Source organism: Bradyrhizobium sp. 132, from assembly GCF_023074185.1.
Lineage (GTDB): Bacteria > Pseudomonadota > Alphaproteobacteria > Rhizobiales > Xanthobacteraceae > Bradyrhizobium.
Genome location: NZ_JADPKY010000094.1, coordinates 380,129 through 400,701 on the forward strand (window position 1 = coordinate 380,129; position 20,573 = coordinate 400,701).

A 20,573-nucleotide genomic window follows, 5' to 3' on the forward strand; every position below is an offset into this window, starting at 1 on the left:
TGTACAAGGTTTCGAGAATATCATGATGCTGGCGGCATCGACGCCCGGAGAGTACGCGTCAATGCTAGCTCGAATCCGTCATGATTCGTCATACGACGATAGAAAGGGTCTGGGCGTTTACAACCGGTGAATGCGGTATGCTTGCCGGATGGAATTGTCGTTTCGCGCTTGCTTTAGGATCGAATCAAACTGAAGACGGATTGGCAACGGGGGCGAAGCGCAAATGCAGCACGATTCGAACGACGTCTCACGCGTCAGGGCGGAAACGACGAACTTCTCGCGGCGCCAATTGCTCGATTACGGTCTCAAGGCAGGCGCCTTGTCCCTGGTCGCGGGGGCAGCGAATGCCCAGCATGCCATGCACGACCATGCGGGCGCCTCGCACGCCGCAGACATGTCGCCGACCATGGGCATGGTGCCGGAAACGCCGGCTCCCGCCATGGACCAGCCGCTGGTCGAGCCCGAGGTGCGCAGATCCGTCAATGGCGTGCTCAGCACCACATTGCGCGTCGGCTATGCCTATCGCCAGATCGGCGGCGTCAAGCTCTATGTCAGATCCTATGAAGGCGGCAGTCCCGGTCCGACCTTGCGGATGAAGCCCGGTGAGACGCTGCGGATCAAGATGATCAACGACCTGCCGCCGAACCGCGATGGGTTGCCCGCGGACATCAGCCATCCGCACCAGTTCAACAACACCAATTTCCATTTCCACGGCGCGCATGCGAGCCCGAGCGGGATTGCGGACAATGTCATGCGCTCGATGGCGCCGGGTCACAGCTACAACATCGAGATCTCGCTGCCCGCCGACCACACCAGCGGCACCTGTTGGTATCACCCGCATCACCACGGCAGCGCCGATATCCAGATGTCCAGCGGCATGGTGGGCGCCGTCGTCATCGAGGGCGATTTCGCCGGTGTGCCGGAGATCACGGCCGCGCGCGAGCGGCTGCTGGTGCTGACCCAGGTGGTCTACGACGCCAAGGGCATGGTCGAAAATTTCGAGACGCTGTTTCCGGAGACCGCGACGCGCTTTCTGGCGATCAACGGACAACGGCGGCCGGCGATCGAGATGCGTCCGGGCGAAGTGCAGCGCTGGCGCATCCTCAACGCCGCCTATCAGGACGACATGCTGCTCGACCTGGAAAAGCACGATCTGCATGCGATCGCCTATGACGGCATCCAGCTCGGCGCCATGCAGTCGCTCAAGCAGGTCCTGATCGCGCCCGGCCAGCGCGCGGACATTCTGGTGAAGGCAGGCGGCCCCGGCACCTACGCCTTCAACGCCGCGCCCTACGACCAGGGGCATCCTTCGCCGGTCGGGCCGCTGGCGCGGGTCGTCGTGACTGGCGCGCCGATGGACATGAAGCTGCCGCGCGCCCTGCCGCCGGCGCCGCTCGCGACCATCAAGGATTCCGAGATTACCAACCGTCGCAAGGTGACTTTGTCGGCAACCGCGCCTGAGGCCGATGCGGCCGGCCATTGGCAGGAGTTCGAGTTCTTCGTCGACGGCAAGAAGTTCGATCCCGGCCGCATCGATCAGCGGGTCAAGTTGGGCGCGGTCGAGGAGTGGACCATCGTCAACACGCATGAGCATGACGACCACGTCTTTCACATCCATACCAATCCGTTCCAGGTGGTGTCGGTCAACGGCAAGGCGCTGGCCGTGCCGGAATGGCGGGATTCCGTGATCGTGGAGCGCAAGGGCGGCGAGGTCGTGTTCCGCTCGCGCTTCATCGATTTCACCGGTGTCTATATGCTCCACTGCCACATGATGAACCATGAGGAGATGGGCATGATGCAGACCGTGGAGGTCTACAAGCCCTAAGCCCAACCCCTGATTCTTTGTCGAATTGCGCGAGTTTGGGGGCCGGCGAAGGCGGAATCCGGGCCCGGCCGGGCTTCCCCTGGCGGCCGGCATGGCCTATGACGCTGCAACGCAACAATCCCCCAAAAAGACCCCATGATCCGCCTCGACAACGTCAGCAAGCAAGCCGGCCACCAGATCCTGTTCATCGAAGCTTCTGCCGCCCTCAATAAGGGCGAGAAGATCGGCCTTGTCGGCCCGAACGGCGCCGGCAAGACCACGCTATTCCGGATGATCGCCGGCGAGGAACTGCCCGACGAGGGGCAGGTCTCGACCGATCGCGGCATCACCATCGGCTATTTCAACCAGGACGTCGGCGAGATGGCCGGTCGCAGCGCCGTGGCCGAGGTCATGGACGGGGCAGGACCGGTGAGTGCGGTGGCCGCCGAGTTGCGCGAACTCGAGACGGCGATGGCCGATCCCGACAAAGCCGACCAGATGGACGAGATCATCGCGCGTTACGGCGAGGTGCAGCACGCGTTCGAGGAGCTCGACGGCTACGCGCTCGACGGCCGTGCGCGCGAGGCGCTGTCAGGCCTCGGCTTCAGCCAGGAGATGATGGACGGCGACGTCGGCAAGCTCTCCGGCGGCTGGAAGATGCGGGTGGCGCTCGCCCGCATTCTCTTGATGCGTCCCGATGTCATGCTGCTCGACGAGCCGAGCAACCATCTCGATCTCGAAAGCCTGATCTGGCTGGAAAAATTCCTGCACGATTACGAAGGCACGCTGTTGATGACCTCGCACGACCGCGAGTTCATCAACCGCGTGATTTCGAAAGTCGTCGAGATCGATAGCGGCTCGCTGACGACCTATGCCGGCGATTACGAGTTCTACGAGCAGCAGCGGGCGCTGAACGAGAAGCAGCAGCAGGCGCAGTTCGAGCGCCAGCAGGCGATGCTCGCCAAGGAGATCAAGTTCATCGAGCGCTTCAAGGCGCGCGCGTCTCATGCCGCTCAGGTGCAGAGCCGGGTGAAGAAGCTCGACAAGATCGAGCGGGTCGAGCCGCCGCGCCGCCGCCAGACGGTGGCGTTCGATTTTCTGCCCGCGCCGCGCTCGGGCGAGGACGTCGTGGCGTTGAAGAACGTCTACAAGGGCTATGGCAGCAAGCGCATCTATGACGGCCTCGATTTCATGATCCGCCGCCGCGAGCGCTGGTGCGTGATGGGCATCAACGGCGCCGGCAAGTCGACGCTGCTCAAGTTGATCGCCGGCGCGAGCGAGCCCGACAAGGGCACCGTGGCGGTGGGCGGCAGCGTCAAGATGGGCTATTTTGCCCAGCACGCCATGGACCTGCTCGACGGCGAGCACACCGTGTTCCAGTCGCTGGAAGAACAGTTTCCGACCGCGGGGCAGGGATCATTGCGCGCGCTCGCCGGCTGTTTCGGCTTCTCCGGCGACGACGTGGAGAAGCGCTGCCGCGTGCTGTCAGGCGGCGAGAAGGCACGCCTGGTGATGGCCAAGATGCTGTTCGATCCGCCGAATTTTCTGGTGCTGGACGAGCCGACCAACCATCTCGATCTCGCCACCAAGGAAATGCTGATCACGGCGCTGTCGGATTTCGAGGGCACCATGCTGTTCGTCTCGCACGACCGGCATTTTCTCAGCGTTCTGTCGAACCGCGTGCTGGAGCTGACGCCGGAGGGCATCCACCAGTTTGGCGGCGGCTACACCGAATACGTCGCGCGCACGGGGCAGGAAGCGCCGGGGCTGCGGAGCTAGCATTCCGCTACGCGCCTTGACCCGTTGCTGCCGCCCGCTACGCTCCTTCCAAAAAGGGGAGCGAAACAAACATGAAGCAACTCCGGATCGGCGACATCACCATCGATGCGGTGATCGAACGGGAAGGGCCGTGGCGGCGGCCGCAGGATTTTTTCCCGGCCTATGACGAGGGCGTGTTCAAGCGCCATCTGCCGACGATGGAGCCTGAGGTGTTCGACGCCGCGCGCGGCATGATGGTGATCACCTATCAGACCTTCGTGGTGCGGACGCCACGCTACACTATTCTGGTCGACACCTGCACCGGCGAGGACAAGGGCCATCCGCCGCCGTTCGATTTTCCGGGCAAGGAGCGCTGGCGCAACGAATTGTTCGCGCTTGGCATCGGCTTCGAGCAGATCGACTACGTCTTCTGCACGCATCTGCATATCGACCACACCGGCTGGAATACGAGCTTGCGCGACGGGCGCTGGGTGCCGACGTTTCCGAATGCGAAATACGTCTTCCACAGGGGTGAGTATGCGGCATGGGAGGCGGAGAATGCCAAGGGCAGCAATCCGCCCGGCACCGTGTTTCGCGACAATTGCCTGCCGATCGTCGAAGCCGGGCAGGCGCTATTGGTCGATGATGATTACGCGTTAGACGACACCGTCACGCTGACGCCGACGCCGGGGCATTCGCCCTGTCATTGCTGCGTGAACATTTTCTCAAAAAGCCAGCGGGCGGTGGTCGCCGGCGATCTCATGCATCACCAGATCCAGTGCCGCGAGCCGGACTGGTCGGCGAAGCCGGATTGGGATGCCAGGCAATCAGCGGTGTCACGGCGGAAGTTTTTCGCCTCCGTTGCCGATACCGACACGCTGATCCTGCCGGTGCATTTCCCGACGCCGACGGTGGGGCTGATCAAGCCGCTCGGTGGAGCGCTCGATTATCGCTTCAAGCGGGAGTAGGGCGACAGCGGATGATCTAATAAGTGTAGAACATCCGCTGGATCTCCTTGCTGTCGGTCGTCTTGGTCAGCGCCAGCATCAGCAAAATACGCGCCTTCTGAGGATTAAGCGTATCCGAGACGATGAAGTCGTGTTCGTCGTCCTTGGCTTCCCCATTGCGCGCGACGATGCCGTTCCCGACACGGCTGCTGCGAACGATCGCGACCCCCTTCTTGTGGGCGTCATCGAGAGCTGGCTCGACCGCGGGCCGGGCAAGGCTGCCATCACCGACGCCAGCATGCACGATCCCCTTCGCCCCGGCAGCGACAAAAGCGTCGATCGCGAGCCGGTTCATGTTGGCGTAGCCGTAGACAATGTCGACTTGCGGCAGGACATCGAGGTTAGAAACGTCAAATTCGGAGTCCGCCGTGTGCCGGCGCGTCGATTGACGATAGAAGTACGGCTTGTTGCCCTGCATGTAGCCGAGAAAGCCGAGTTCGGGTGTGCGGAAGGTGTCTGCCGTCGAGGTGTTGCTCTTGGTCACCTCGCGCGCCGCGTTGATCTGATCGTTGAGAGCAACGAGCATGCCCTTGCCGACCGCCTCGTCACTGCCTGCGAGGATCACCGCATTAAAGAGGTTGATCGGCCCATCCGCGCTGATCGCTGTCGATGGCCGCATCGCGCCCGCGATGACGACAGGTTTCCTGCTCTTGACAACCAGGTTCAAAAAATAGCTGGTTTCCTCGATCGTATCAGTCCCGTGCGTGATCACAATCCCATCGACGTCGTCCTGCGCGAGGAGCGAGTTGACGCGCTTTGCAAGCTTCAGCCAGTAGTCATTGTTCATGTTCTCGCTGGCGATCTGGAAAACCTGCTCGCCCTTGACGTTAGCCACGGTTTTCAGTTCGGGGACGGCGTTCAGGAGGGTCTCTATGCCCACCGTGGCTGCGGTGTAACCGACCACGGTGGTGCTGCTCGCCCCCGTGCCGGCGATCGTGCCGCCGGTTGCCAGAACCATGACGTTGGGCAGACCGGAGCCCCTTGCGTTCGCGACGTCAAAACTGATGAGCAGCGCGAACAGAAAGCTCATTGTCGCCATTATCTGACCACGCACTCGAAGTTGCCACATCTCGACCTCCCTTTTCTAGAAAGCCATGTCGATGCGCCCCATTTCGCTCAGCACTGCATGATCCGTCAGCCCAGGCCTTCTGTCTAGGGTGGCGATGGTTTCGGATGATTTGGTTTGGGCGGTCGGCGCGCGCGGGAGGCGGCAAAAGTTCTTCGCCTCTGTTATTCGGAAACACACACGCGAATGGCCGGGACAAGCCCGGCCATGACGCAGTTCGTTTGGCGATTGCGCGCTAAAGCAACAGCAAATTCGCAGCGCGATTACGCGCCGACTTCGCACTTCTTCATGAAGCTGTTCTTGGCGGCGCCGGCGAGCGGCTTGCCGTCGGCGCTGACCGCCTTTGGCGCGCAGGCGTCCGCCTTGCATTTCTTCATGAACGACGTCTTCGCCGCACCGGCGAGCGCCTTGCCGTCCTTGCCGACCGCCTTGCTCTCGCAGGTGTCGTCCGCGAAAGCCGAACCCACTGCAAAGGTGGCAACGATCGCAGCCAGGAAAATCCGCTTCATCATGATTGTCTCCCTAAACCAAAAGATGGCGAGCGGATTGGAACTGGGAATCGTGGCGCAATCAAGCAGGATCGGCGCCTGTGGCGCCATTTTGATCACCCGCGGGGGAGGATTGCGGCGTGTTGCGCTGCGCGCTGACCTGGCCGGGCAACCCTGCTAGCTTCGGCCGAGTTTAGCTGGAGGAGCATCGTGATGGACGCCGTGATCCCGAAAGTGCCGGAGGCCGCCGCTGATCAGCATTCGCATCTGGTCCGGCCTCAAGAGATGGAATGGCAGAAGACGCGCGGTCTGATGACCGCCCTGATGCGCTTTGCGCCGGGATCGGTGCTGCCCGATCACGAGCATGTCGGCGTCGAGCAGAGTTACGTCATCGAGGGCGCTCTCGTCGACAAGGAGGGGCCGGCCAAGGGGATCGCCTGCAAGGCCGGCGAATTCATCTGGCGCGAGGCGGGCAGCCGGCATGCCGCCTGGTGCCCGGAGGGTGCCTTGATCCTGGCGATCTTCCAGGTGCCGAACAAGTTCTTCGAATCCGACGGCCGCGTCGTCGATGCCGCCGGGCAGGATTGGGACGAAACGTGGGGGCGCACCGACGCGCAACCGGCGCGGCGCGCCTAGCGGTCTCATACGCCCCGCGCGAGCAGCGCCTTGAAGTCCGCGCGTGCACGCTGCGCTTCGGCGCGCGCCACCTCGGAGGCGTCGCCGAGGCCGAAATAGCCGTGGATCAGGCCGGCGCCCTCATGATGCTTCACCCGCACACCGGCCGTCTCCAGCGCCCGTGCATAGGCCGCGCCCTCGTCGCGCAGGGGATCGTACCAGGCTGTGGTGACGATCGCGGGCGCGACGCCGGCGAGCGATGTGGCGCGTAGCGGTGAAACGCGCCAGTCCGTCGCGTGAGCCGGATCGGCGAGATAGTGGCCGCAAAACCACTCCATCACGGCGCGCGAGAGGAAGTAGCCTTCGGCATTCTCGGCGCGCGAGGGAAAGGGCGCGTTCTCGCGCGGGTCCGCATAGCTGCCAACCACGTCGGTCACGGGATAGACCAGGAGTTGCGCGGCGAGCTTGATGCCGGCGTCGCGGCAGGCGATCGCGGTGGTGGCGGCGAGATTGCCGCCGGCGCTGTCGCCGGCAACGCCGAGGCGTTTTGCATCGCCGCCAAATTCCGCGACGCGGTTGAACATGTCGCTGACCGCGGCGAAGGCGTCCTCGAAGGCGCCGGGAAAGCGCGTCTCCGGCGGCCGCCGGTAGTCGACGGAGATAACGACGGCGCCGGTCTCGATCGCAAGGTTGCGCGCCTGCCGGTCATGGGTCTCGAGGTCGCCCGCGACCCAGCCGCCACCATGGAAGAACACCACGGTCGGCGCGGGATTGGTGCCGACCCGGTAGACCCGTGCATCGAGCGGGCCAGCGCCGCCTTTCACCTTGATATCCGCGACGATGTCGACCGGCGGCGGCGCTATGGCCGCGCGCGAGGCAGCCAGTGCGCGCAAGGAATCGCGGGCGCTCTGTGGCGTCATCGTCGTGTGATCGCGCATCGGCAGCAGCGGAATGATCTGGGCGATGACGGGATCGAGCGGTGCGGCCATGGGATCCTCACAGGGTTCTTGGTCTTGCTTGCGGGTTAGCATAGATATTGCGCGCCGCATCGGCAACCGCTCGCATGTTGCGATGCCAGGGGATGAACGGGCAGGGAGGTCTTGAGGTGGAATTCGAAACGCTGGTCCAGTCGCGCCGCAGCGTGCGTGGCTTCAGGAACGAGCCGGTGCCGCGCGCGATGATCGAGGCGATCATCGACAGCGCCAAGCGTGCGCCGTCGTCGATGAACACCCAGCCCTGGCATGTCCACGTGCTCACAGGCAGCCCGCTGGAACAGCTGCGCCGGCGCAACATGCAAGAAATGGTCGGCGGCGCCAAGGTCAAGCGCGACATCGTCAGCCACGGCGAGTACCAGGGCGTTCACCGGACACGGCAGGTCGACATCGCCAAGCAATTGTTCGGCGCGATGGGGATCGCGCGCGACGACAAGCCGATGCGGCAGGACTGGGTGCTGCGCGGCTTCCGCCAGTTCGACGCGCCGGTCTCGCTGGTGCTGACGTATGATCGCGTGCTGGATCCCGGCGCAGTCTGCCATTTCGATCTGGGCGCGCTCTGCTACGGCATCGTGCTCGCGGCCTGGGACCGCGGTCTCGGTTCGGTGATCAACGGGCAGGGCATCATGCGCTCCGACATCGTGCGCGAGGTCGCAAACGTTCCGGAGGACGAGGTGATCATGACCTGCGTCGCGATGGGCTATCCCGACGACAACTTTGCCGCGAACGGGGTGCGCTCGGACCGCGAGGGCAATGACGATTTCGTTCGCTATGTCGGATTCGCCGAGTAGTGCACGTCGAGTAGTGCACGCAGAGGAGATTATTCTCTCGACGATTTTTTTGGCGTAGAGCCAAGCGGCCTCTTGCAATCTCGATCATGCAGGAGGAACAATATGCGGACTGAGAGGTTTGTTGCTGGCGCGAGGGAATTGACATGCGGCGGCTGGCTAGCCTGGTTCGGCGGTTCTTCGGCCCGCGGGTGCGGCGCCCGATCGATGATGATCCAACTCTTCCTTTCACACCCGACGAACTCGGCCGGCTGATCCGCAGCGGGCGGCACGAGGACATGAAGCTGCTGGCCGAAGGGCTGGCCTGCCGGTCCATCCCGCGCCGCGCCAGACATCGCGCCGCGCACTAGACTTGGGCACTAGACTTGCGCACTAGACTTGGGTCGAGACGGGTTGCTGCGCTCACCTCGTGAGAGCGACCTGCCTGAACGCGGTCAGCAGTGCCTTCTCCAGCTTTCCGCTCATCCCGCAGAGAATGTCATAGGCCTCGCCGCGTGGCAGTGTCGGCTTGTAATGCCGATACTCGATCAGGGCCGCGAAGATGTCCGAGATCGTGAGAATCCGCACGACGTCGCCGATGCTCTCGGCCCCGAGCGCATCCGGATAGCCGCTGCCGTCGAGAAATTCGTGATGGTGGCGCACGGCGTCGAGGATCTCCGGAGATATTTTCTCGTGATCCTTCAGGAAGTCGTAGCCCGCGGCCGGATGCGTCTCGATCATGGTGCGCTCGTCCGCATCGAGGCGGCCGGGCTTGTCCAGGATCGCGAGCGGGATCTGCGCCTTGCCGATATCGTGGAACATGGCGGCCGAATACAGCCGCTCGAGATCGGCCCGGCCCACGCCGAGACTCAGCCCGAAGTCGATCGCCACGCCGGTCACGAGCAGGCAATGCTGGTAGGTTCCCTCGTGGTGGCGCCGCACCGTGGTGAGCCACTCGGACAGGCCATGCTGGGTGATGCGATCGGCGATCTGGCGGCCGGCTTCCTTCGTGCCGTCGACGTCAAGGGGCTCGCCGAGCGTGACGGCCGTGAACATCGAAGCGATGGCGGTCGCCGCGGTTTCGACTGCATTGTCCGGCTGCGGCGCGTGACCTGAGGAAGCAGACGCCTCTTCGGCGGGATCAGCCAGCGCTGCCAGCAGCTTGATCTTGTCGATCGTCCCGGGAAGGACGAGCGTGGCCCCGAGCGCGTAGGCCTGCGAGATACTCATGTGAGAGGAGTGCTCGACCAGGAAGATGCGCTTCGTCGCCTTCGCGAGCTTTGCGGCTCGTTTCTTGATGGCCGCAACGGTGTGAACGTCACGCAATTCCGCACGGATGACGATCGCGAACGGCACCTGGGACAGCTTGGCTTCCGCGTCGAGCCGTTCGCCTGCGACGGCAAACTGTTGCGCGAGAATCGAACAGACGCTCGACAATTTGTCGGAGGAATCAGCCAGCACATGCACGAACGCGCGTGCCGCTTCCTTCTCTCGGATGCCGCCGTCGCTTTTGACCGGGCGGGATATGGTTCGCGCGTTCTGCACGGTTGACCTGAATTATGCTGGAACTGGATGGGGCTGATGAATCCTTGGGCCTATTTCCTCTGAGCGGCAGTCTGCGCGGCTGCTGCCGGTTTCTTCTTGCTATCTGCGGTGATGAAGTGAACGCCGGCCGTGGTGCCGTCGATCCACACCAGTTCGCAGCGCCGGAAGGCGAGACCGGTCGAGGACAGCAGCAGGAAGAACTCCTTGGCCTGGAGCACGTCGAGCGTGCCTTCAACCTCGATCTTCGCGCCGCTCTGAGACACGTCGAGCAGGATGCAGCTGCGTCGCCAGGTGCCGTCCGAGCCCATCAGCTTGACGCCCTGCTTGTGATCCATCCGCACGCGAAGCGCCTTGCGACCATCGAACTTCATCGGTTAATCCCCATTTTCGCGCCGCGATTTCCCCGATCGCTTGTGCCGGCGCTTGCTGCGATTTCCCCCCAGCGCACGGTCCATTGGCTGGTCGACAGAAGAAGTGTCTCGAACATGTGTTGCGCACGTTCGCGCTCGGCAAAGGACAGCCGTGTGCCGCTGCGATTGGTGAGGATCGCAAGTGTGGTTGCCCAGTTCAGCCGTGACGCCCGACAGGCCATGACCAGCCCCTCGCAGTCGTCATCGGTCATGACGTGCTCGACAATCTCGATCGGAGCCGCCGACAGCACCGACAGCGCCGTGAACAGGTTGGCGGTCTCGCCGCGGATCGCGAAGCGGTTCACCGTGGAATCGTTGAGCTTGCCGACGCGGTTAAGGGCGACGATCTCCGGCCGTGCACCCGCATAGTCGGCCGGACAGACGGGCTTGAGCGGAGCCGGTGCTGGAACCTGCGCGGGCGAAACTTCCGATGCATTGAGCTTGGCTGGCTTCGTCGGGCCGGGTGAGGCCGAGAGCAGCTTTCGCACGACCAGCTCGGGCGTGCCGGGCCGCAGCGCCAGCGCCTTCATGATCTCGCCGTCCTGCTCGGCCTTCGCGACCAGCGTGTCATAAGCCGCGTCGGAAAATTCGACCCCCGGGTTCTTGATCAGGGCAAGGCAGATCGAGCTGCCGCGCCTGATCAGCGCCTCGGTCACGGCCGGCTCGATCGCGTTGCGGGCGGCGATCGCGCGTAGATGCCGCTCGCCACCGGAGGCTGCGACCACCACGAGGTCGGCTGCGGCGAGTGCCTGAGATCTGAGCAGGACGGGACACGCCACGTCCGCATCGGCGTGCGAGGCGAGCCGCCGCAACGTCTCCGGCGGAGCCGCCTTGAGTTCGGCAAGCGCGGCACTGAGCTGAATCAGAGCAATGGCATCGACCCGTTCCGTCAAACGCAGCAGAACGCTGTCGACCACACCGCAGAGCAATTCCTGAGATCGGTCGCCGCTGCCAGTGAGCAACTGCACAATACCGGAAAGGATCCGTGCGCAGCGGTCCGGCGGACACGTTGCGACCGCATCTTCCAGTTCAACCAGAATATCAGCAGGCGAATTTGCCGTCATGGCAGGGGCCTGTATTCAAAATGAACTTCGACTAACCAATGACCTCCATTGTGCCCCACAGGCGTTAATTTGAAATTTAGACCTTGAGCGCCCGGGTATTGGTGCACCGCCGATACTGCCGGAAACGATATCGAAATTCGGCGAGGCTTGATCCGGCGACTTGTCCTTTCAACGGGACCCTCGCCAACTGATCGAGACGGATTAAGATGATTCTTTCGGTCCAACGGGACGCCGAAAGGGGGAAACTCGAACCGGCATCGTCGCCGGGCGCGCGTCTGTTGCGACGCGACGTTTCGTATTGCCATGAACAGTGTTGATGACGCGCCCAGGTTGGCGCCAAAGATATTTCGTTTTTCCGACGTCGATGAATTTCGGAATGCCATACGCGGCCTGAATTTCGAGTTCACGCCCTTCGTACGGAGGATTTCGGCCGAGCAGACGATTCTGTCGCTGCCCGGCTGCGACGTGAATTTGACGCGCGCGTTTCCCCGCATCGTTGACGCACAGCTGGTCGAGAACTGCACCGCGATCGGGTTCACGATGGACGACCTCAACGTGCCCATCCGCTTCAATGGCTCACAGCGCGCCCGGCCGGTTATCGTCATCGGCAGCAGCGGCGCCGCTTACACCACCATCGAGGAGGTGCAGCGGCAAATTGCCTCGGTGGTGTTCAGGCCGGGGGTGATGGATCGCGGCTGGCCCCACGCAGCCTCGAGCTTCAAGATTTTTGAAACGCCCGTCGCGGGCCTGAACCGGCTGCGCAGCGTAGTTCGGGAGGTGCTGGCTGCCGCGTCGGAACCCGTCGGTGCAGCGGAGGTGCCGCTGAAGGGCGCAGCCATGAAGGAATCGCTGCTTGGAGCCGTCGATGACGCGTTCGACAGCGTTGTCCCCGCGCGATGGACCCTGCGTCCCAACGACGAGCGGAATTTCAAGATCTTTCGGAACATTCGCGCGCTTCTGTCCGACGACCTCTCGCAGCCGATCTACAGCGAGGAGATCGCGCGCAAGCTTAACCTGCCCGTGCGCACCATGCACGACGTCGTCCGCCGTTATCGCGGCATGAGCCTGCATCGCTATTTGCGCCTGCGCCGGCTGTGGCTGGTGCGCCAGCGGCTGCTCGCTGGCGCCGACAGCGTCAAGGCCGTGGCCCTGGCGTTCGGCTTCTGGCATCTCAGCGACTTCTCCAGAAGCTATCGCGATCAGTTCGGCGAGACGCCATCGCTAACGCTGGAGCGCGGCCGAGGCCGATAGCGGGATAAATGGATTGGAGCTGTGCCTTCGTGCTAGACTGCGGCCATGAGTAATCGCATCCTCGTCCTGTACGGTTCCTACCGTTCCGACCGCATGGGCATCCGCCTTGCGAATTTCGTCATCGATCGCCTGCGCGGCCGCGGCGACGACGTCGTGTTGATCGACGCCAAGGCGATCGGCCTGCCGATGCTCGATCGCATGTACAAGGAATATCCCAAGGGCGCAGCACCCGAGGCGCTGGAGAAGCTGGCCGGAGAGATCCGCGGCGCAGACGGTTTTGTCTTCGTTACCGGCGAATACAATTGGGGAATCCAGCCGGGGTTGAAGAACCTCACAGACCATTTCCTCGAAGAGTGGTTCTGGCGTCCGGCCGCGATCGTCAGCTATTCCGCCGGCCGGCTGTCGGGTGCGCGCGCCTCGACCGCATGGCATGGCACGCTCTCGGAGATGGGCATGGTGGTGGTATCGAGCACCATCGGCGTCGGCCCGATCGCGCAGACGCTGTCGGAGGCGGGCGAACCGATCGGCGAGGGCGGCAAGGCGCTGGAACGCTCGTTCCCGCGCTTCGCCGACGATCTCGCATGGTGGATCGAGGCCGCCAAGGCGCAGCGGGCGCGCAAGGCGCCGCCGTATTGAACGGCCTTACGCGGCCCTGACCTCGCCGAGGAAGCGGTCGAACTGTCCGGCGAGATCGCGTGACTGCGTCGACAGCTGCTCGGCGGCGCCCAGCACCTCCCTCGCGGCCGTGCCGGTGTCGTCGGCGGCGCGCTGCACGCCTGATATGTTGGTGTTGACCTCCTGGGTGCCGCGCGCGGCCTCCTGGACGCTGCGTGAAATCTCCTTGGTCGCCGAGCCCTGTTGCTCGATCGCGGCGGCAATCGCGGTGCCGATCTGGTCGATCTCGCCGATCACGTCGGCGACGTTGCGGATCGCCGCCACGGTCTCGTCGCTCGCGGCCTGGATCGCCGAAATCTGCTCGGAGATTTCGGTGGTGGCCTTGGCGGTCTGGCCCGCCAGCGACTTCACCTCGGACGCAACCACCGCAAAGCCGCGGCCGGCGTCGCCGGCGCGTGCGGCCTCGATGGTGGCGTTCAGCGCCAGCAGATTGGTCTGCTCGGCGATGCTCTGAATCAGCGTGACGACGTCGCCGATCTTCTGCGCGCCCTCGGCCAGCGAGCGCGCGGTGTCGCCGGTGCGGCGGGCGTTGTCGACGGCCCGGGCCGCGATCTCGGTGCTTTGTGCGACTTGACGGCCGATCTCCGCGATCGAGGAGGTCAGCTCTTCGGTGGCGCTGGCGACGGTCTGCACGTTGGTCGAGGTCTGCTCGGAGGCGGCGGCGACGACCGCGGCCTGGCTGTTGGTCTGGGCCGCCGTCGTGGTCATCGACTGCGCCGTGCTCTCCATAGTGGATGAAGCGCGGGACAGGCCGCCGACAAGCTCGGTGACCTTGGTTTCGAACGCACGAGTGAGCCCGTCGAGCGCCTGTGCGCGGCGCATCTTGCCGTCGTTCTCGGTCTGCTTCTCCGCCGCGAGCCGGTCGGCCCGGATCATGTTGTCCTTGAACACTTGAACGGCGGCGGCCATCGCGCCGATTTCATCGGAGCGCTCCGCGCCGGGGATATCTTCCGCAACATCGCCGTCGGCAAGCCGCGACATCCGTGTTGTCAGGTTGACGATCGGGGCGCAGACGCGGCGGCGGACCATGACGATAAGGCCGGCGCTGGCGATCAGCACGGCGAGAAGGCCGATGAGAGCGACCGTGAAGCTGGTGCGCGCGGCTGAAGACGCACCGGTGAGGATCTGCTCCGCGTTGTCGTAAAAGGCATCGCGAACGCCGATGATCGAGCCGAGCCCCTTTTGTGACGCCGCGTAATAGGTCTCGACGTCGTGCTCGTATTTGCCGCTGACGGCGCCGTCCTTGACGAGCTTGAGCTCGCGGCCGAACTCCTCGACGTAGCGCGAATTCATGGTTTCGAGCGCGCTGCCGACATTGGCCGGGGTCGCGGGATTGCCACGCAATTCCATCAGCGACATCACGATCTGGTCGCTGCGGCCCTGCATGCGGGCAACGTCGGCCTTCTCGGCATCGGTGGCGACCTTCTTGCCGCCGACGAGGTTCTTGTGAACGCTGGCATTGAGACCGCCGATGTCGCGCAGCGTCATGGCGATGTTGGCGTTGTTGGACTGGCGGTAGGCATCGCCATTGAGGATCGCCATGCGGCGCACCTGCTCGTTGAGCAGTGCGGTCACGCTGCCGTTGAGCACGGCGTTGTCGGCGACGATCTTCTTGGCGGCGTCCTTGCGCGCCTCCGCCGGCCCGGCGATCGCCTTGTCGATGGCCTCGCGCAGGGCGGTGAACTTCGCGTTGATGCCGTCGATATTGCCGCCGAGGGCGGTGCCGTCGTCGAACGGGCCGGGCAGCTCCTTGCGCAGCGCGTTCATCCTGTCGCGGGCGCCGTCGGTCTGCTTGCGCAGCTTGCCTTGCTCAGCGAGTTGCGCCGGGTCGACCGTGGCAGGACCGTAGAGGATGTTGGTGGAGAAGCCGCGTTCGGGATTGAGATAGCGCGGGATGTCGCTGACGGCGCGGACGATCGCGAGCCGGCCCTGGGCTTCGGTGATCCGCTCGATTGTCTGGTACTTCGTCACGGCGACGTAGACGGCGAGGCCGCCGCCCACGGTCGAGAGCGAGACGATGGCGGTGGTCAGGAGCGTACCGATTTTCATGATTCTGTCCGGCAATTGGCGCGGGGGAATTATTTTGCACGAACAATAGGCAGGCGATGTTAATCCCGGGTTTACGCTCGTGGCCGCGGTCACCTGGCCTTTCGGTCAAGGGCGGCGAGGATCTCCAGCGTGGCGCCGTCGCGCTCGCCCGAAAAATAACGGGCGAGCGCCTGATCGAAAACAGGTTCGTCGGACACCGCGCCGAACAGCGTCATCGACGAGCGGAATTTGGCGTCGTCGGGCGCACCGAAGATGGCGTCGATGGTCCGCCCCTCGACGGCGAGCACGAGCCTCGTGCATTCGATCAGACGCGGACCGAGGACGGGGTGGGCGAGGTAGGCCTTGGCCTCGGCGCGGGAGGCGATGGCGTAGCGCTGCGACATGGCGCTGAAGCCGAGGCCGGCGACCTGCGGGAAGACGAACCATATCCAGTGGCTCTGCTTTCGGCCCCGGGTCAGCTCCTCCTGGACGTCGCGAAAAACCGGGTCCTGGGCCCGGACGAAGCGCGTTAGATCGAAAGGATCGGTCATTGGATACCCTGGGGGAGCCTTGGCGGCCGCGATTATGCCTAACTTTTGGCTCCCAATGTGGTAGCTGGTATAGAATCTCCGGGTGGGGGTGGGTCCCCCCGGGGGTCGATTTTGGGGATCTGATGGTTTCCGACCGCGCACAAGCCGAGGGGCTATTGTCGCGCCGCCGTATTGGGCGAGCCGAGACGATACTGCTGTCTTTGGCCGCCGTCGCGCTGGCGCTGGGCGCTGCCGCCTGGGTCGCGGATATCGGCGATTCGGCCTCGCTGGCCACCGCCGCACTGCCGCCGGCCAATGCCCCTTCGTTCGATGATCGTTTCGCTTCCACATCTGGCAGTCCGCCCGCCCGCGAACTCGGCCTGCGGACGCTGGAGCTCTCCGCCTTGAATGCGGTCCAGCTCAAATTGCGCGACGCAAAGGCGATGCTCGCCCAGAAACTTCAGGGCGACGATTGGCGCGCGACCCTGACCGATGACGACAGGCACGTGGTCGACGAGACGAGGCCTTCGGAGCGGGCCGATGGTGGCGTCCCGATGCCGCGCTCGCGCCCGGCCCAGGCGGACTTCTCCGCCCAGATCGCCTCCAGTCAGGCCTTTGCGGATGCCAATCCCAGGATCGACAACCGCAACTTCTTCGAAAAATTCACCGACAAGATCAAGCTGGCCTCGCTGACGCCGGACAGCGGCCTGTTCGGCAAGGCGCCGGATCTCGCCGCCCTCGGCTACGATTCGCGGACCGCGGTCTATGACATCTCGGCCAAGGCGCTCTACCTGCCGAGCGGCATCGCGCTGGAGGCGCATTCGGGCATGGGCGCGCTGATGGACGACCCTCAGCATGTCGACCAGCGCATGGTCGGCGCGACCCCGCCCGCGACCTATGACCTGAAGCCGCGCGAGAAGCTGTTCCACGGCGTCCGCGCGCTGCGCTTGACCCCCGCGGAGGGCACCAGCGCGCTCGGCCGCGTCGGTCTTCTCACCCACAATTTCATGCTCGGGCCGCGGGGCGACTCCAACGGCTGCGTTTCGATCAAGGACTATGATCGATTCATGAAGGCCTACGACAACGGCGAGTTCAACCGCCTGATCGTGGTGCCGCGCCTGAACGGATCGGCGACCGCCTCGCAGCGCGCGAGCACCGACTCCTGATTGGCCTGCAACGGCGGGGCTGCCGTTTTCCCTTCATTAAGCCGTCATCGTCCAGAAGCAGCCCATGAGTGATCCCCAAAATTCCGAGACCCCGCTGCGCACGACGTTCAAGATCAAGCTGAACGGCGACACGCTGGCGATTGCGACCGTCGGCCAGGCCTATCAATTCCTCACCAACTTCAAATCGGTCGAGTGGATGGAATTTCGCTCGCTGCATGAAGACGCGGTCGCGGCGCTCGAAGGCGCCGCCGACAACGCCATGCTCGTAGTGCAGGCGACCAACGCCGTGCGCGCGCTGTTCGTGAGCGCGAAGCTGCTCTGAGAGCAACACTGCGTAGCCTGGATTGCGTTACGCTCCATCCGGGCTACCGCTCACAACTTGAACTCCGCTATAGGAACAGGCAAGGGCCCGCGAAGGTCGTTGCTCCAGGCCGGTACATTCAAACATACTTCAGGGAGAGACCCATCATGAAACGCCGTACATTCCTCAAGGGCGGCGCCGTCGCCGGTGCGACGACGCTGGTTGCCGCACCTGCAATTGCGCAAAGCGCGCCCGAGATCAAATGGCGCCTGACCTCGAGCTTCCCGAAGTCGCTCGACACCATCTACGGCACGGCGCAGACCTTTGCGAAATACGTCGCCGAAGCCACCGACAACAAATTCCAGATCCAGACTTTTGCGGCCGGCGAACTCGTCCCCGGCCTCCAGGCGCTCGATGCCGTCAGCGTCGCGTCCGTGGAGATGGCACAGACCCCGCTCTATTTCTACATCGGCAAGGAGCCGGCGCTGGCTTATGCGACCGGCGCGCCGTTCGGCATGAACCATCGCCACCAGGAATCCTGGTGGGCGTTCGGCGGCGGCGCCGAGCTCACCAACGAGGCGCTGAAGCCGTTCAAGGCCCACGCCATTCTCTGCGGCAATTCCGGCACCCAGATGGGCGGCTGGTTCCGCAAGGAGATCAAGTCGGTCGACGATCTCAAGGGTCTGAAATTCCGCATCGCCGGCATGGGCGGTCATGTGCTGGCGCGCCTCGGCGTGGTCCCGCAGCAGATCGCGGGCGGCGACATCTATCCGGCGCTGGAGAAGGGCACGATCGACGCGGTCGAATTCGTCGGTCCCTATGACGACGAAAAGCTCGGTTTCCAGAAGGTCGCGAAATACTACTACTTCCCCGGCTGGTGGGAAGGGGGCGCCATGCTGCACATGATCGTCAACGACGAGAAGTGGGCTTCGCTGCCGAAGCAGTATCAGGCGATCGTCAACCAGGCGGCGTCAGCTGCGGGCGCCTGGATGCTCGAGAAATACGACAGCGTGAATCCGGCGGCGCTGAAGCGGCTGATCGCCAATGGCGCGGAGCTGAAGGCGTTTCCGCAGCCGGTGATGGAGGCCTGCTACACCGCGACCCAGGAGCATCTGAACGAGCTCGCCGCCAAGAGCGACCTGTTCAAGCGCACCAAGGAGAGCCACGACGCGTATATGAAGGAGCTGCTGTTCTACACGCAGATCGCGGAAAACTATTACGACAATTATCTGCTCGGCAAGATGCGCAACAAGACCTGATCGCAGGAGGGGGCGCGGTGCTCACGCCGCGCCGAGGCCCAGCTTCTCATAGACCCGCCTTGCATAGGCGCCGAACGCGTCGGTCGTCTTGAGCGGAAGGTCGCGCGGGAAGGGCAGGTCGATCGGGAAATAATCGGCCATCTTTGCCGGGCCAGCGGTCAGCACGGCGCAGTGCGAGGACAGGAACACCGCTTCCTGGATCGAGTGCGTGACGAAGACGATGGTCTTGCCGCTCTCGCGCCAGATCCGCAGCATCTCCAGATTCATCTGCTCACGCGTCAACGCGTCCAGCGCGCCGAACGGCTCGTCCATCAGGATCAGTTTTGGGTCGTGAATGAAGGCGCGCGCGATTGCGGTGCGCTGCTGCATGCCGCCGGATAGCTCTCGCGGATATTTCTCCTCGTAGCCCGCGAGCCCGACCAGATTGAGCAGATCGCGCGCCCGCCCGCGCGCGGCCTTGATCGGCAGGCCCACGATTTCCGCCGGCAGCAGCACGTTGTCCAGGATCGTCCGCCATTTCAGCAGCAGTGCCTGCTGAAACACCATGCCGACGTCGCGGGTCGGATCGAACCGGCTTTTGGCATTGCCGATCTTTACCGTGCCGCCGTCGGCGCCGTGTAGCCCGGCCAGAATCTTCATCACCGTGGTCTTGCCGCAGCCGGACGGGCCGACCAGCGAGACGAGCTCACCTTCCTGCACGTCCATGGTGACGTCGGAGACCGCCAGGAATTCGGCGCCGCGGCTGCGGTAAATCTTCCGGACACCGCGCAGGCTGATGAAGGGCTCTTCGGTCATGCCAGCCATTTGTCTAAGTTGGCGCCCACGAACGCGTCGTCGCTGAGGTCGGCGTGCTCGCGGTACACGCGATCGATCTCGTCTTTCTGGCCGGGGCTGAGACCCTCGTTCGGATCGAGGCACCACAAGCCCTGCATCAGGCCCTGTCGCCGCAGCACCTCGTGGCAGCCGGCGATGCAGCCGTGAAAATTATTGGCGACGTCGAAGAAGGCGCTGTTGCAATCGGTGACGCGGGCATCGAGCGCGAGCAAATCGGCCGGGACGCTGTCCTTGTGCCGTGCCGCCTTGCAGCGCTCGAATTGCTTGATCGCGGTCGCCGTCCACACCGACCAATGGCCGAGCAGGCCGCCCTTGAAGTAGGTCCGCGTGGTGACGCCGTTGTCGCGCAGGTCGAACGGCAGCATCAAATCGAGCAGGATGTGATCGTCATTGCCGGTGTAGATCGCGACGCGGTCGAGCGAGCCGGCCGCGGCGACGCCGCGCAGCACGTCGAGTGTCCGATAGCGGTTGAACGGCGCGATCTTGATCGCGATGACATTGTCGATCGAGGCAAAGCGCTGCCAGAACCGGCTTGAGAGGATTACGCCGCCGACCGCCGGCTGGAGATAGAAGCCCACCAGCGGAATTTCGGCCGCGACCGCCGTGCAATGCGCGATGATCTCGTCCTCGGAGGCGCTCTTCATCGCGGCGAGACTGAGGAGCCCTGCGTGATAGCCGATGTCGCGCGCGGTGCGGGCTTCTGTGACGGCCTGCCGGGTCGGGCCGGCGAGGCCTGCGACCATCGCCAGCGGACGTTTGGTCCAGTTCGCCGCAGTCTCGGCAGCGAGCTCGAGCACGGGGCGGTAGAGGCCGACATCGCGGATCGCGAACTGTGTGGTGTGCACGCCGACCGCAAGGCCGCCGGAGCCGGCGTCGACGTAATAGCGCGTCAGCGCGCGCTGATGCTTTTGGTCGAGCTGGCGTTCGGCGGTGAGCGCGAGCGGATGCGCCGGCAGCACGGTGCCGTCGGCGATCAGCTTGCGGATTTCGCTGTTGATCTGGCTGTGGTGCAT

21 protein-coding genes are annotated in these 20,573 nt (G+C 64.1%); 11 read left to right on the forward strand and 10 right to left on the reverse strand.

Translation table 11 applies throughout. The annotated features are described in order from the left end of the window. The first annotated feature begins 223 nt into the window (after positions 1-223). The 3 genes from IVA74_RS17840 (at position 224) to IVA74_RS17850 (ending at position 4,530) form a co-directional block, all read left to right on the forward strand. Positions 224-1,825 carry a multicopper oxidase family protein gene (locus IVA74_RS17840; RefSeq protein WP_247346613.1) on the forward strand — a complete coding sequence of 534 codons (1,602 nt, stop codon included), beginning with the start codon at positions 224-226 and terminating at the stop codon, positions 1,823-1,825. Positions 1,826-1,960: 135 nt separating this feature from the next. Continuing rightward, positions 1,961-3,583, forward strand: a complete 1,623-nt coding sequence (locus IVA74_RS17845; RefSeq protein WP_247346615.1) for an ABC-F family ATP-binding cassette domain-containing protein — start codon at positions 1,961-1,963, stop codon at positions 3,581-3,583. Positions 3,584-3,654: 71 nt separating this feature from the next. Beyond that, complete coding sequence (locus IVA74_RS17850) at positions 3,655-4,530, forward strand: MBL fold metallo-hydrolase (RefSeq protein ID WP_247346617.1); 876 nt, start codon at positions 3,655-3,657, stop codon at positions 4,528-4,530. Positions 4,531-4,546: 16 nt separating this feature from the next. Here the strand turns inward: IVA74_RS17850 and IVA74_RS17855 are convergent, their stop codons facing one another. Both IVA74_RS17855 and IVA74_RS17860 read right to left on the reverse strand, forming a co-directional pair. Then, positions 4,547-5,599, reverse strand: coding sequence for a type II asparaginase (locus tag IVA74_RS17855; protein ID WP_247346619.1), 1,053 nt, complete (start codon positions 5,597-5,599; stop codon positions 4,547-4,549). A 299-nt stretch (positions 5,600-5,898) separates the two neighbouring features. Further along, on the reverse strand, positions 5,899-6,147 hold the full coding sequence (locus IVA74_RS17860) for a hypothetical protein (RefSeq protein WP_247346621.1): 249 nt from the start codon (positions 6,145-6,147) through the stop codon (positions 5,899-5,901). Between the two features lie 189 nt (positions 6,148-6,336). On the opposite strand from IVA74_RS17860, the gene IVA74_RS17865 reads away from it, so the two are divergent. Beyond that, a complete protein-coding gene (locus IVA74_RS17865; RefSeq protein WP_247346623.1) occupies positions 6,337-6,759 on the forward strand; it encodes a cupin domain-containing protein in 423 nt (140 codons plus the stop codon). 5 nt (positions 6,760-6,764) lie between these two features. Here the strand turns inward: IVA74_RS17865 and IVA74_RS17870 are convergent, their stop codons facing one another. Beyond that, positions 6,765-7,727: an alpha/beta hydrolase gene (locus tag IVA74_RS17870; protein ID WP_247346625.1), complete on the reverse strand. Its 963-nt coding sequence runs from the start codon at positions 7,725-7,727 to the stop codon at positions 6,765-6,767. A gap of 116 nt (positions 7,728-7,843) precedes the next feature. Between IVA74_RS17870 and IVA74_RS17875 the strand changes: the two genes are divergently transcribed. Both IVA74_RS17875 and IVA74_RS17880 read left to right on the forward strand, forming a co-directional pair. After that, entirely contained in the window at positions 7,844-8,521 is a 678-nt protein-coding gene (locus tag IVA74_RS17875; RefSeq protein WP_247346627.1) for a nitroreductase, read from the forward strand. 143 nt (positions 8,522-8,664) lie between these two features. Continuing rightward, positions 8,665-8,868 carry a hypothetical protein gene (locus IVA74_RS17880; protein WP_247346629.1) on the forward strand — a complete coding sequence of 68 codons (204 nt, stop codon included), beginning with the start codon at positions 8,665-8,667 and terminating at the stop codon, positions 8,866-8,868. 52 nt (positions 8,869-8,920) lie between these two features. On the opposite strand, the gene IVA74_RS17885 is transcribed toward IVA74_RS17880, so the two are convergent. Genes IVA74_RS17885 through IVA74_RS17895 form a run of 3 tightly spaced genes read right to left on the reverse strand, consistent with a single transcriptional unit; the run spans position 8,921 to position 11,516 of the window. Continuing rightward, positions 8,921-10,042 carry an HD domain-containing phosphohydrolase gene (locus tag IVA74_RS17885; RefSeq protein ID WP_247346641.1) on the reverse strand — a complete coding sequence of 374 codons (1,122 nt, stop codon included), beginning with the start codon at positions 10,040-10,042 and terminating at the stop codon, positions 8,921-8,923. 50 nt (positions 10,043-10,092) lie between these two features. Next, positions 10,093-10,413: a PilZ domain-containing protein gene (locus IVA74_RS17890; RefSeq protein WP_247346643.1), complete on the reverse strand. Its 321-nt coding sequence runs from the start codon at positions 10,411-10,413 to the stop codon at positions 10,093-10,095. After that, complete coding sequence (locus IVA74_RS17895; protein ID WP_247346645.1) at positions 10,410-11,516, reverse strand: DUF2336 domain-containing protein; 1,107 nt, start codon at positions 11,514-11,516, stop codon at positions 10,410-10,412. The genes IVA74_RS17890 and IVA74_RS17895 overlap by 4 nt, the downstream gene beginning before the upstream one ends. 303 nt (positions 11,517-11,819) lie before the next feature. Here IVA74_RS17895 and IVA74_RS17900 point away from each other — a divergent pair, with 303 nt between their 5' ends. Both IVA74_RS17900 and IVA74_RS17905 read left to right on the forward strand, forming a co-directional pair. Next, positions 11,820-12,767, forward strand: a complete 948-nt coding sequence (locus IVA74_RS17900; protein WP_247346647.1) for an AraC family transcriptional regulator — start codon at positions 11,820-11,822, stop codon at positions 12,765-12,767. Positions 12,768-12,812: 45 nt separating this feature from the next. Then, positions 12,813-13,403 (forward strand): NAD(P)H-dependent oxidoreductase, encoded by a 591-nt coding sequence (locus IVA74_RS17905; RefSeq protein WP_247346649.1) that lies wholly within the window; start codon positions 12,813-12,815, stop codon positions 13,401-13,403. Positions 13,404-13,409: 6 nt separating this feature from the next. On the opposite strand, the gene IVA74_RS17910 is transcribed toward IVA74_RS17905, so the two are convergent. Both IVA74_RS17910 and IVA74_RS17915 read right to left on the reverse strand, forming a co-directional pair. Next, a complete protein-coding gene (locus tag IVA74_RS17910) occupies positions 13,410-15,491 on the reverse strand; it encodes a HAMP domain-containing methyl-accepting chemotaxis protein (RefSeq protein ID WP_247346652.1) in 2,082 nt (693 codons plus the stop codon). Positions 15,492-15,580: 89 nt separating this feature from the next. Continuing rightward, positions 15,581-16,021, reverse strand: a complete 441-nt coding sequence (locus IVA74_RS17915; RefSeq protein WP_247346654.1) for a DUF1810 domain-containing protein — start codon at positions 16,019-16,021, stop codon at positions 15,581-15,583. 191 nt (positions 16,022-16,212) lie between these two features. On the opposite strand from IVA74_RS17915, the gene IVA74_RS17920 reads away from it, so the two are divergent. The 3 genes from IVA74_RS17920 (at position 16,213) to IVA74_RS17930 (ending at position 18,726) form a co-directional block, all read left to right on the forward strand. Next, entirely contained in the window at positions 16,213-17,166 is a 954-nt protein-coding gene (locus IVA74_RS17920) for a DUF2778 domain-containing protein (RefSeq protein ID WP_247346793.1), read from the forward strand. Between the two features lie 64 nt (positions 17,167-17,230). After that, positions 17,231-17,488 (forward strand): hypothetical protein, encoded by a 258-nt coding sequence (locus IVA74_RS17925; protein ID WP_247346656.1) that lies wholly within the window; start codon positions 17,231-17,233, stop codon positions 17,486-17,488. 146 nt (positions 17,489-17,634) lie between these two features. Beyond that, positions 17,635-18,726, forward strand: a complete 1,092-nt coding sequence (locus IVA74_RS17930) for a substrate-binding domain-containing protein (protein WP_247346658.1) — start codon at positions 17,635-17,637, stop codon at positions 18,724-18,726. Between the two features lie 21 nt (positions 18,727-18,747). Here the strand turns inward: IVA74_RS17930 and IVA74_RS17935 are convergent, their stop codons facing one another. Continuing rightward, positions 18,748-19,530, reverse strand: coding sequence for an ABC transporter ATP-binding protein (locus tag IVA74_RS17935; protein WP_247346660.1), 783 nt, complete (start codon positions 19,528-19,530; stop codon positions 18,748-18,750). Further along, complete coding sequence (locus IVA74_RS17940; protein WP_247346662.1) at positions 19,518-20,573, reverse strand: dihydrodipicolinate synthase family protein; 1,056 nt, start codon at positions 20,571-20,573, stop codon at positions 19,518-19,520. Before IVA74_RS17940 ends, IVA74_RS17935 begins: the two co-directional genes overlap by 13 nt.

Excerpts from the sequence above, each read along its gene's own strand:
- IVA74_RS17840 (WP_247346613.1), top strand. The coding sequence starts at position 224 with ATGCAGCACGATTCGAACGACGTCTCACGCGTCAGGGCGGAAACGACG.
- IVA74_RS17845 (WP_247346615.1), top strand. The coding sequence starts at position 1,961 with ATGATCCGCCTCGACAACGTCAGCAAGCAAGCCGGCCACCAGATCCTG.
- IVA74_RS17850 (WP_247346617.1), top strand. The coding sequence starts at position 3,655 with ATGAAGCAACTCCGGATCGGCGACATCACCATCGATGCGGTGATCGAA.
- IVA74_RS17855 (WP_247346619.1), bottom strand. The coding sequence starts at position 5,599 with ATGAGCTTTCTGTTCGCGCTGCTCATCAGTTTTGACGTCGCGAACGCA.
- IVA74_RS17860 (WP_247346621.1), bottom strand. The coding sequence starts at position 6,147 with ATGATGAAGCGGATTTTCCTGGCTGCGATCGTTGCCACCTTTGCAGTG.
- IVA74_RS17865 (WP_247346623.1), top strand. The coding sequence starts at position 6,337 with ATGGACGCCGTGATCCCGAAAGTGCCGGAGGCCGCCGCTGATCAGCAT.
- IVA74_RS17870 (WP_247346625.1), bottom strand. The coding sequence starts at position 7,727 with ATGGCCGCACCGCTCGATCCCGTCATCGCCCAGATCATTCCGCTGCTG.
- IVA74_RS17880 (WP_247346629.1), top strand. The coding sequence starts at position 8,665 with ATGCGGCGGCTGGCTAGCCTGGTTCGGCGGTTCTTCGGCCCGCGGGTG.
- IVA74_RS17890 (WP_247346643.1), bottom strand. The coding sequence starts at position 10,413 with ATGAAGTTCGATGGTCGCAAGGCGCTTCGCGTGCGGATGGATCACAAG.
- IVA74_RS17895 (WP_247346645.1), bottom strand. The coding sequence starts at position 11,516 with ATGACGGCAAATTCGCCTGCTGATATTCTGGTTGAACTGGAAGATGCG.
- IVA74_RS17900 (WP_247346647.1), top strand. The coding sequence starts at position 11,820 with ATGAACAGTGTTGATGACGCGCCCAGGTTGGCGCCAAAGATATTTCGT.
- IVA74_RS17905 (WP_247346649.1), top strand. The coding sequence starts at position 12,813 with ATGAGTAATCGCATCCTCGTCCTGTACGGTTCCTACCGTTCCGACCGC.
- IVA74_RS17910 (WP_247346652.1), bottom strand. The coding sequence starts at position 15,491 with ATGAAAATCGGTACGCTCCTGACCACCGCCATCGTCTCGCTCTCGACC.
- IVA74_RS17915 (WP_247346654.1), bottom strand. The coding sequence starts at position 16,021 with ATGACCGATCCTTTCGATCTAACGCGCTTCGTCCGGGCCCAGGACCCG.
- IVA74_RS17925 (WP_247346656.1), top strand. The coding sequence starts at position 17,231 with ATGAGTGATCCCCAAAATTCCGAGACCCCGCTGCGCACGACGTTCAAG.
- IVA74_RS17930 (WP_247346658.1), top strand. The coding sequence starts at position 17,635 with ATGAAACGCCGTACATTCCTCAAGGGCGGCGCCGTCGCCGGTGCGACG.
- IVA74_RS17935 (WP_247346660.1), bottom strand. The coding sequence starts at position 19,530 with ATGGCTGGCATGACCGAAGAGCCCTTCATCAGCCTGCGCGGTGTCCGG.
- IVA74_RS17940 (WP_247346662.1), bottom strand. The coding sequence starts at position 20,573 with ATGCACCACAGCCAGATCAACAGCGAAATCCGCAAGCTGATCGCCGAC.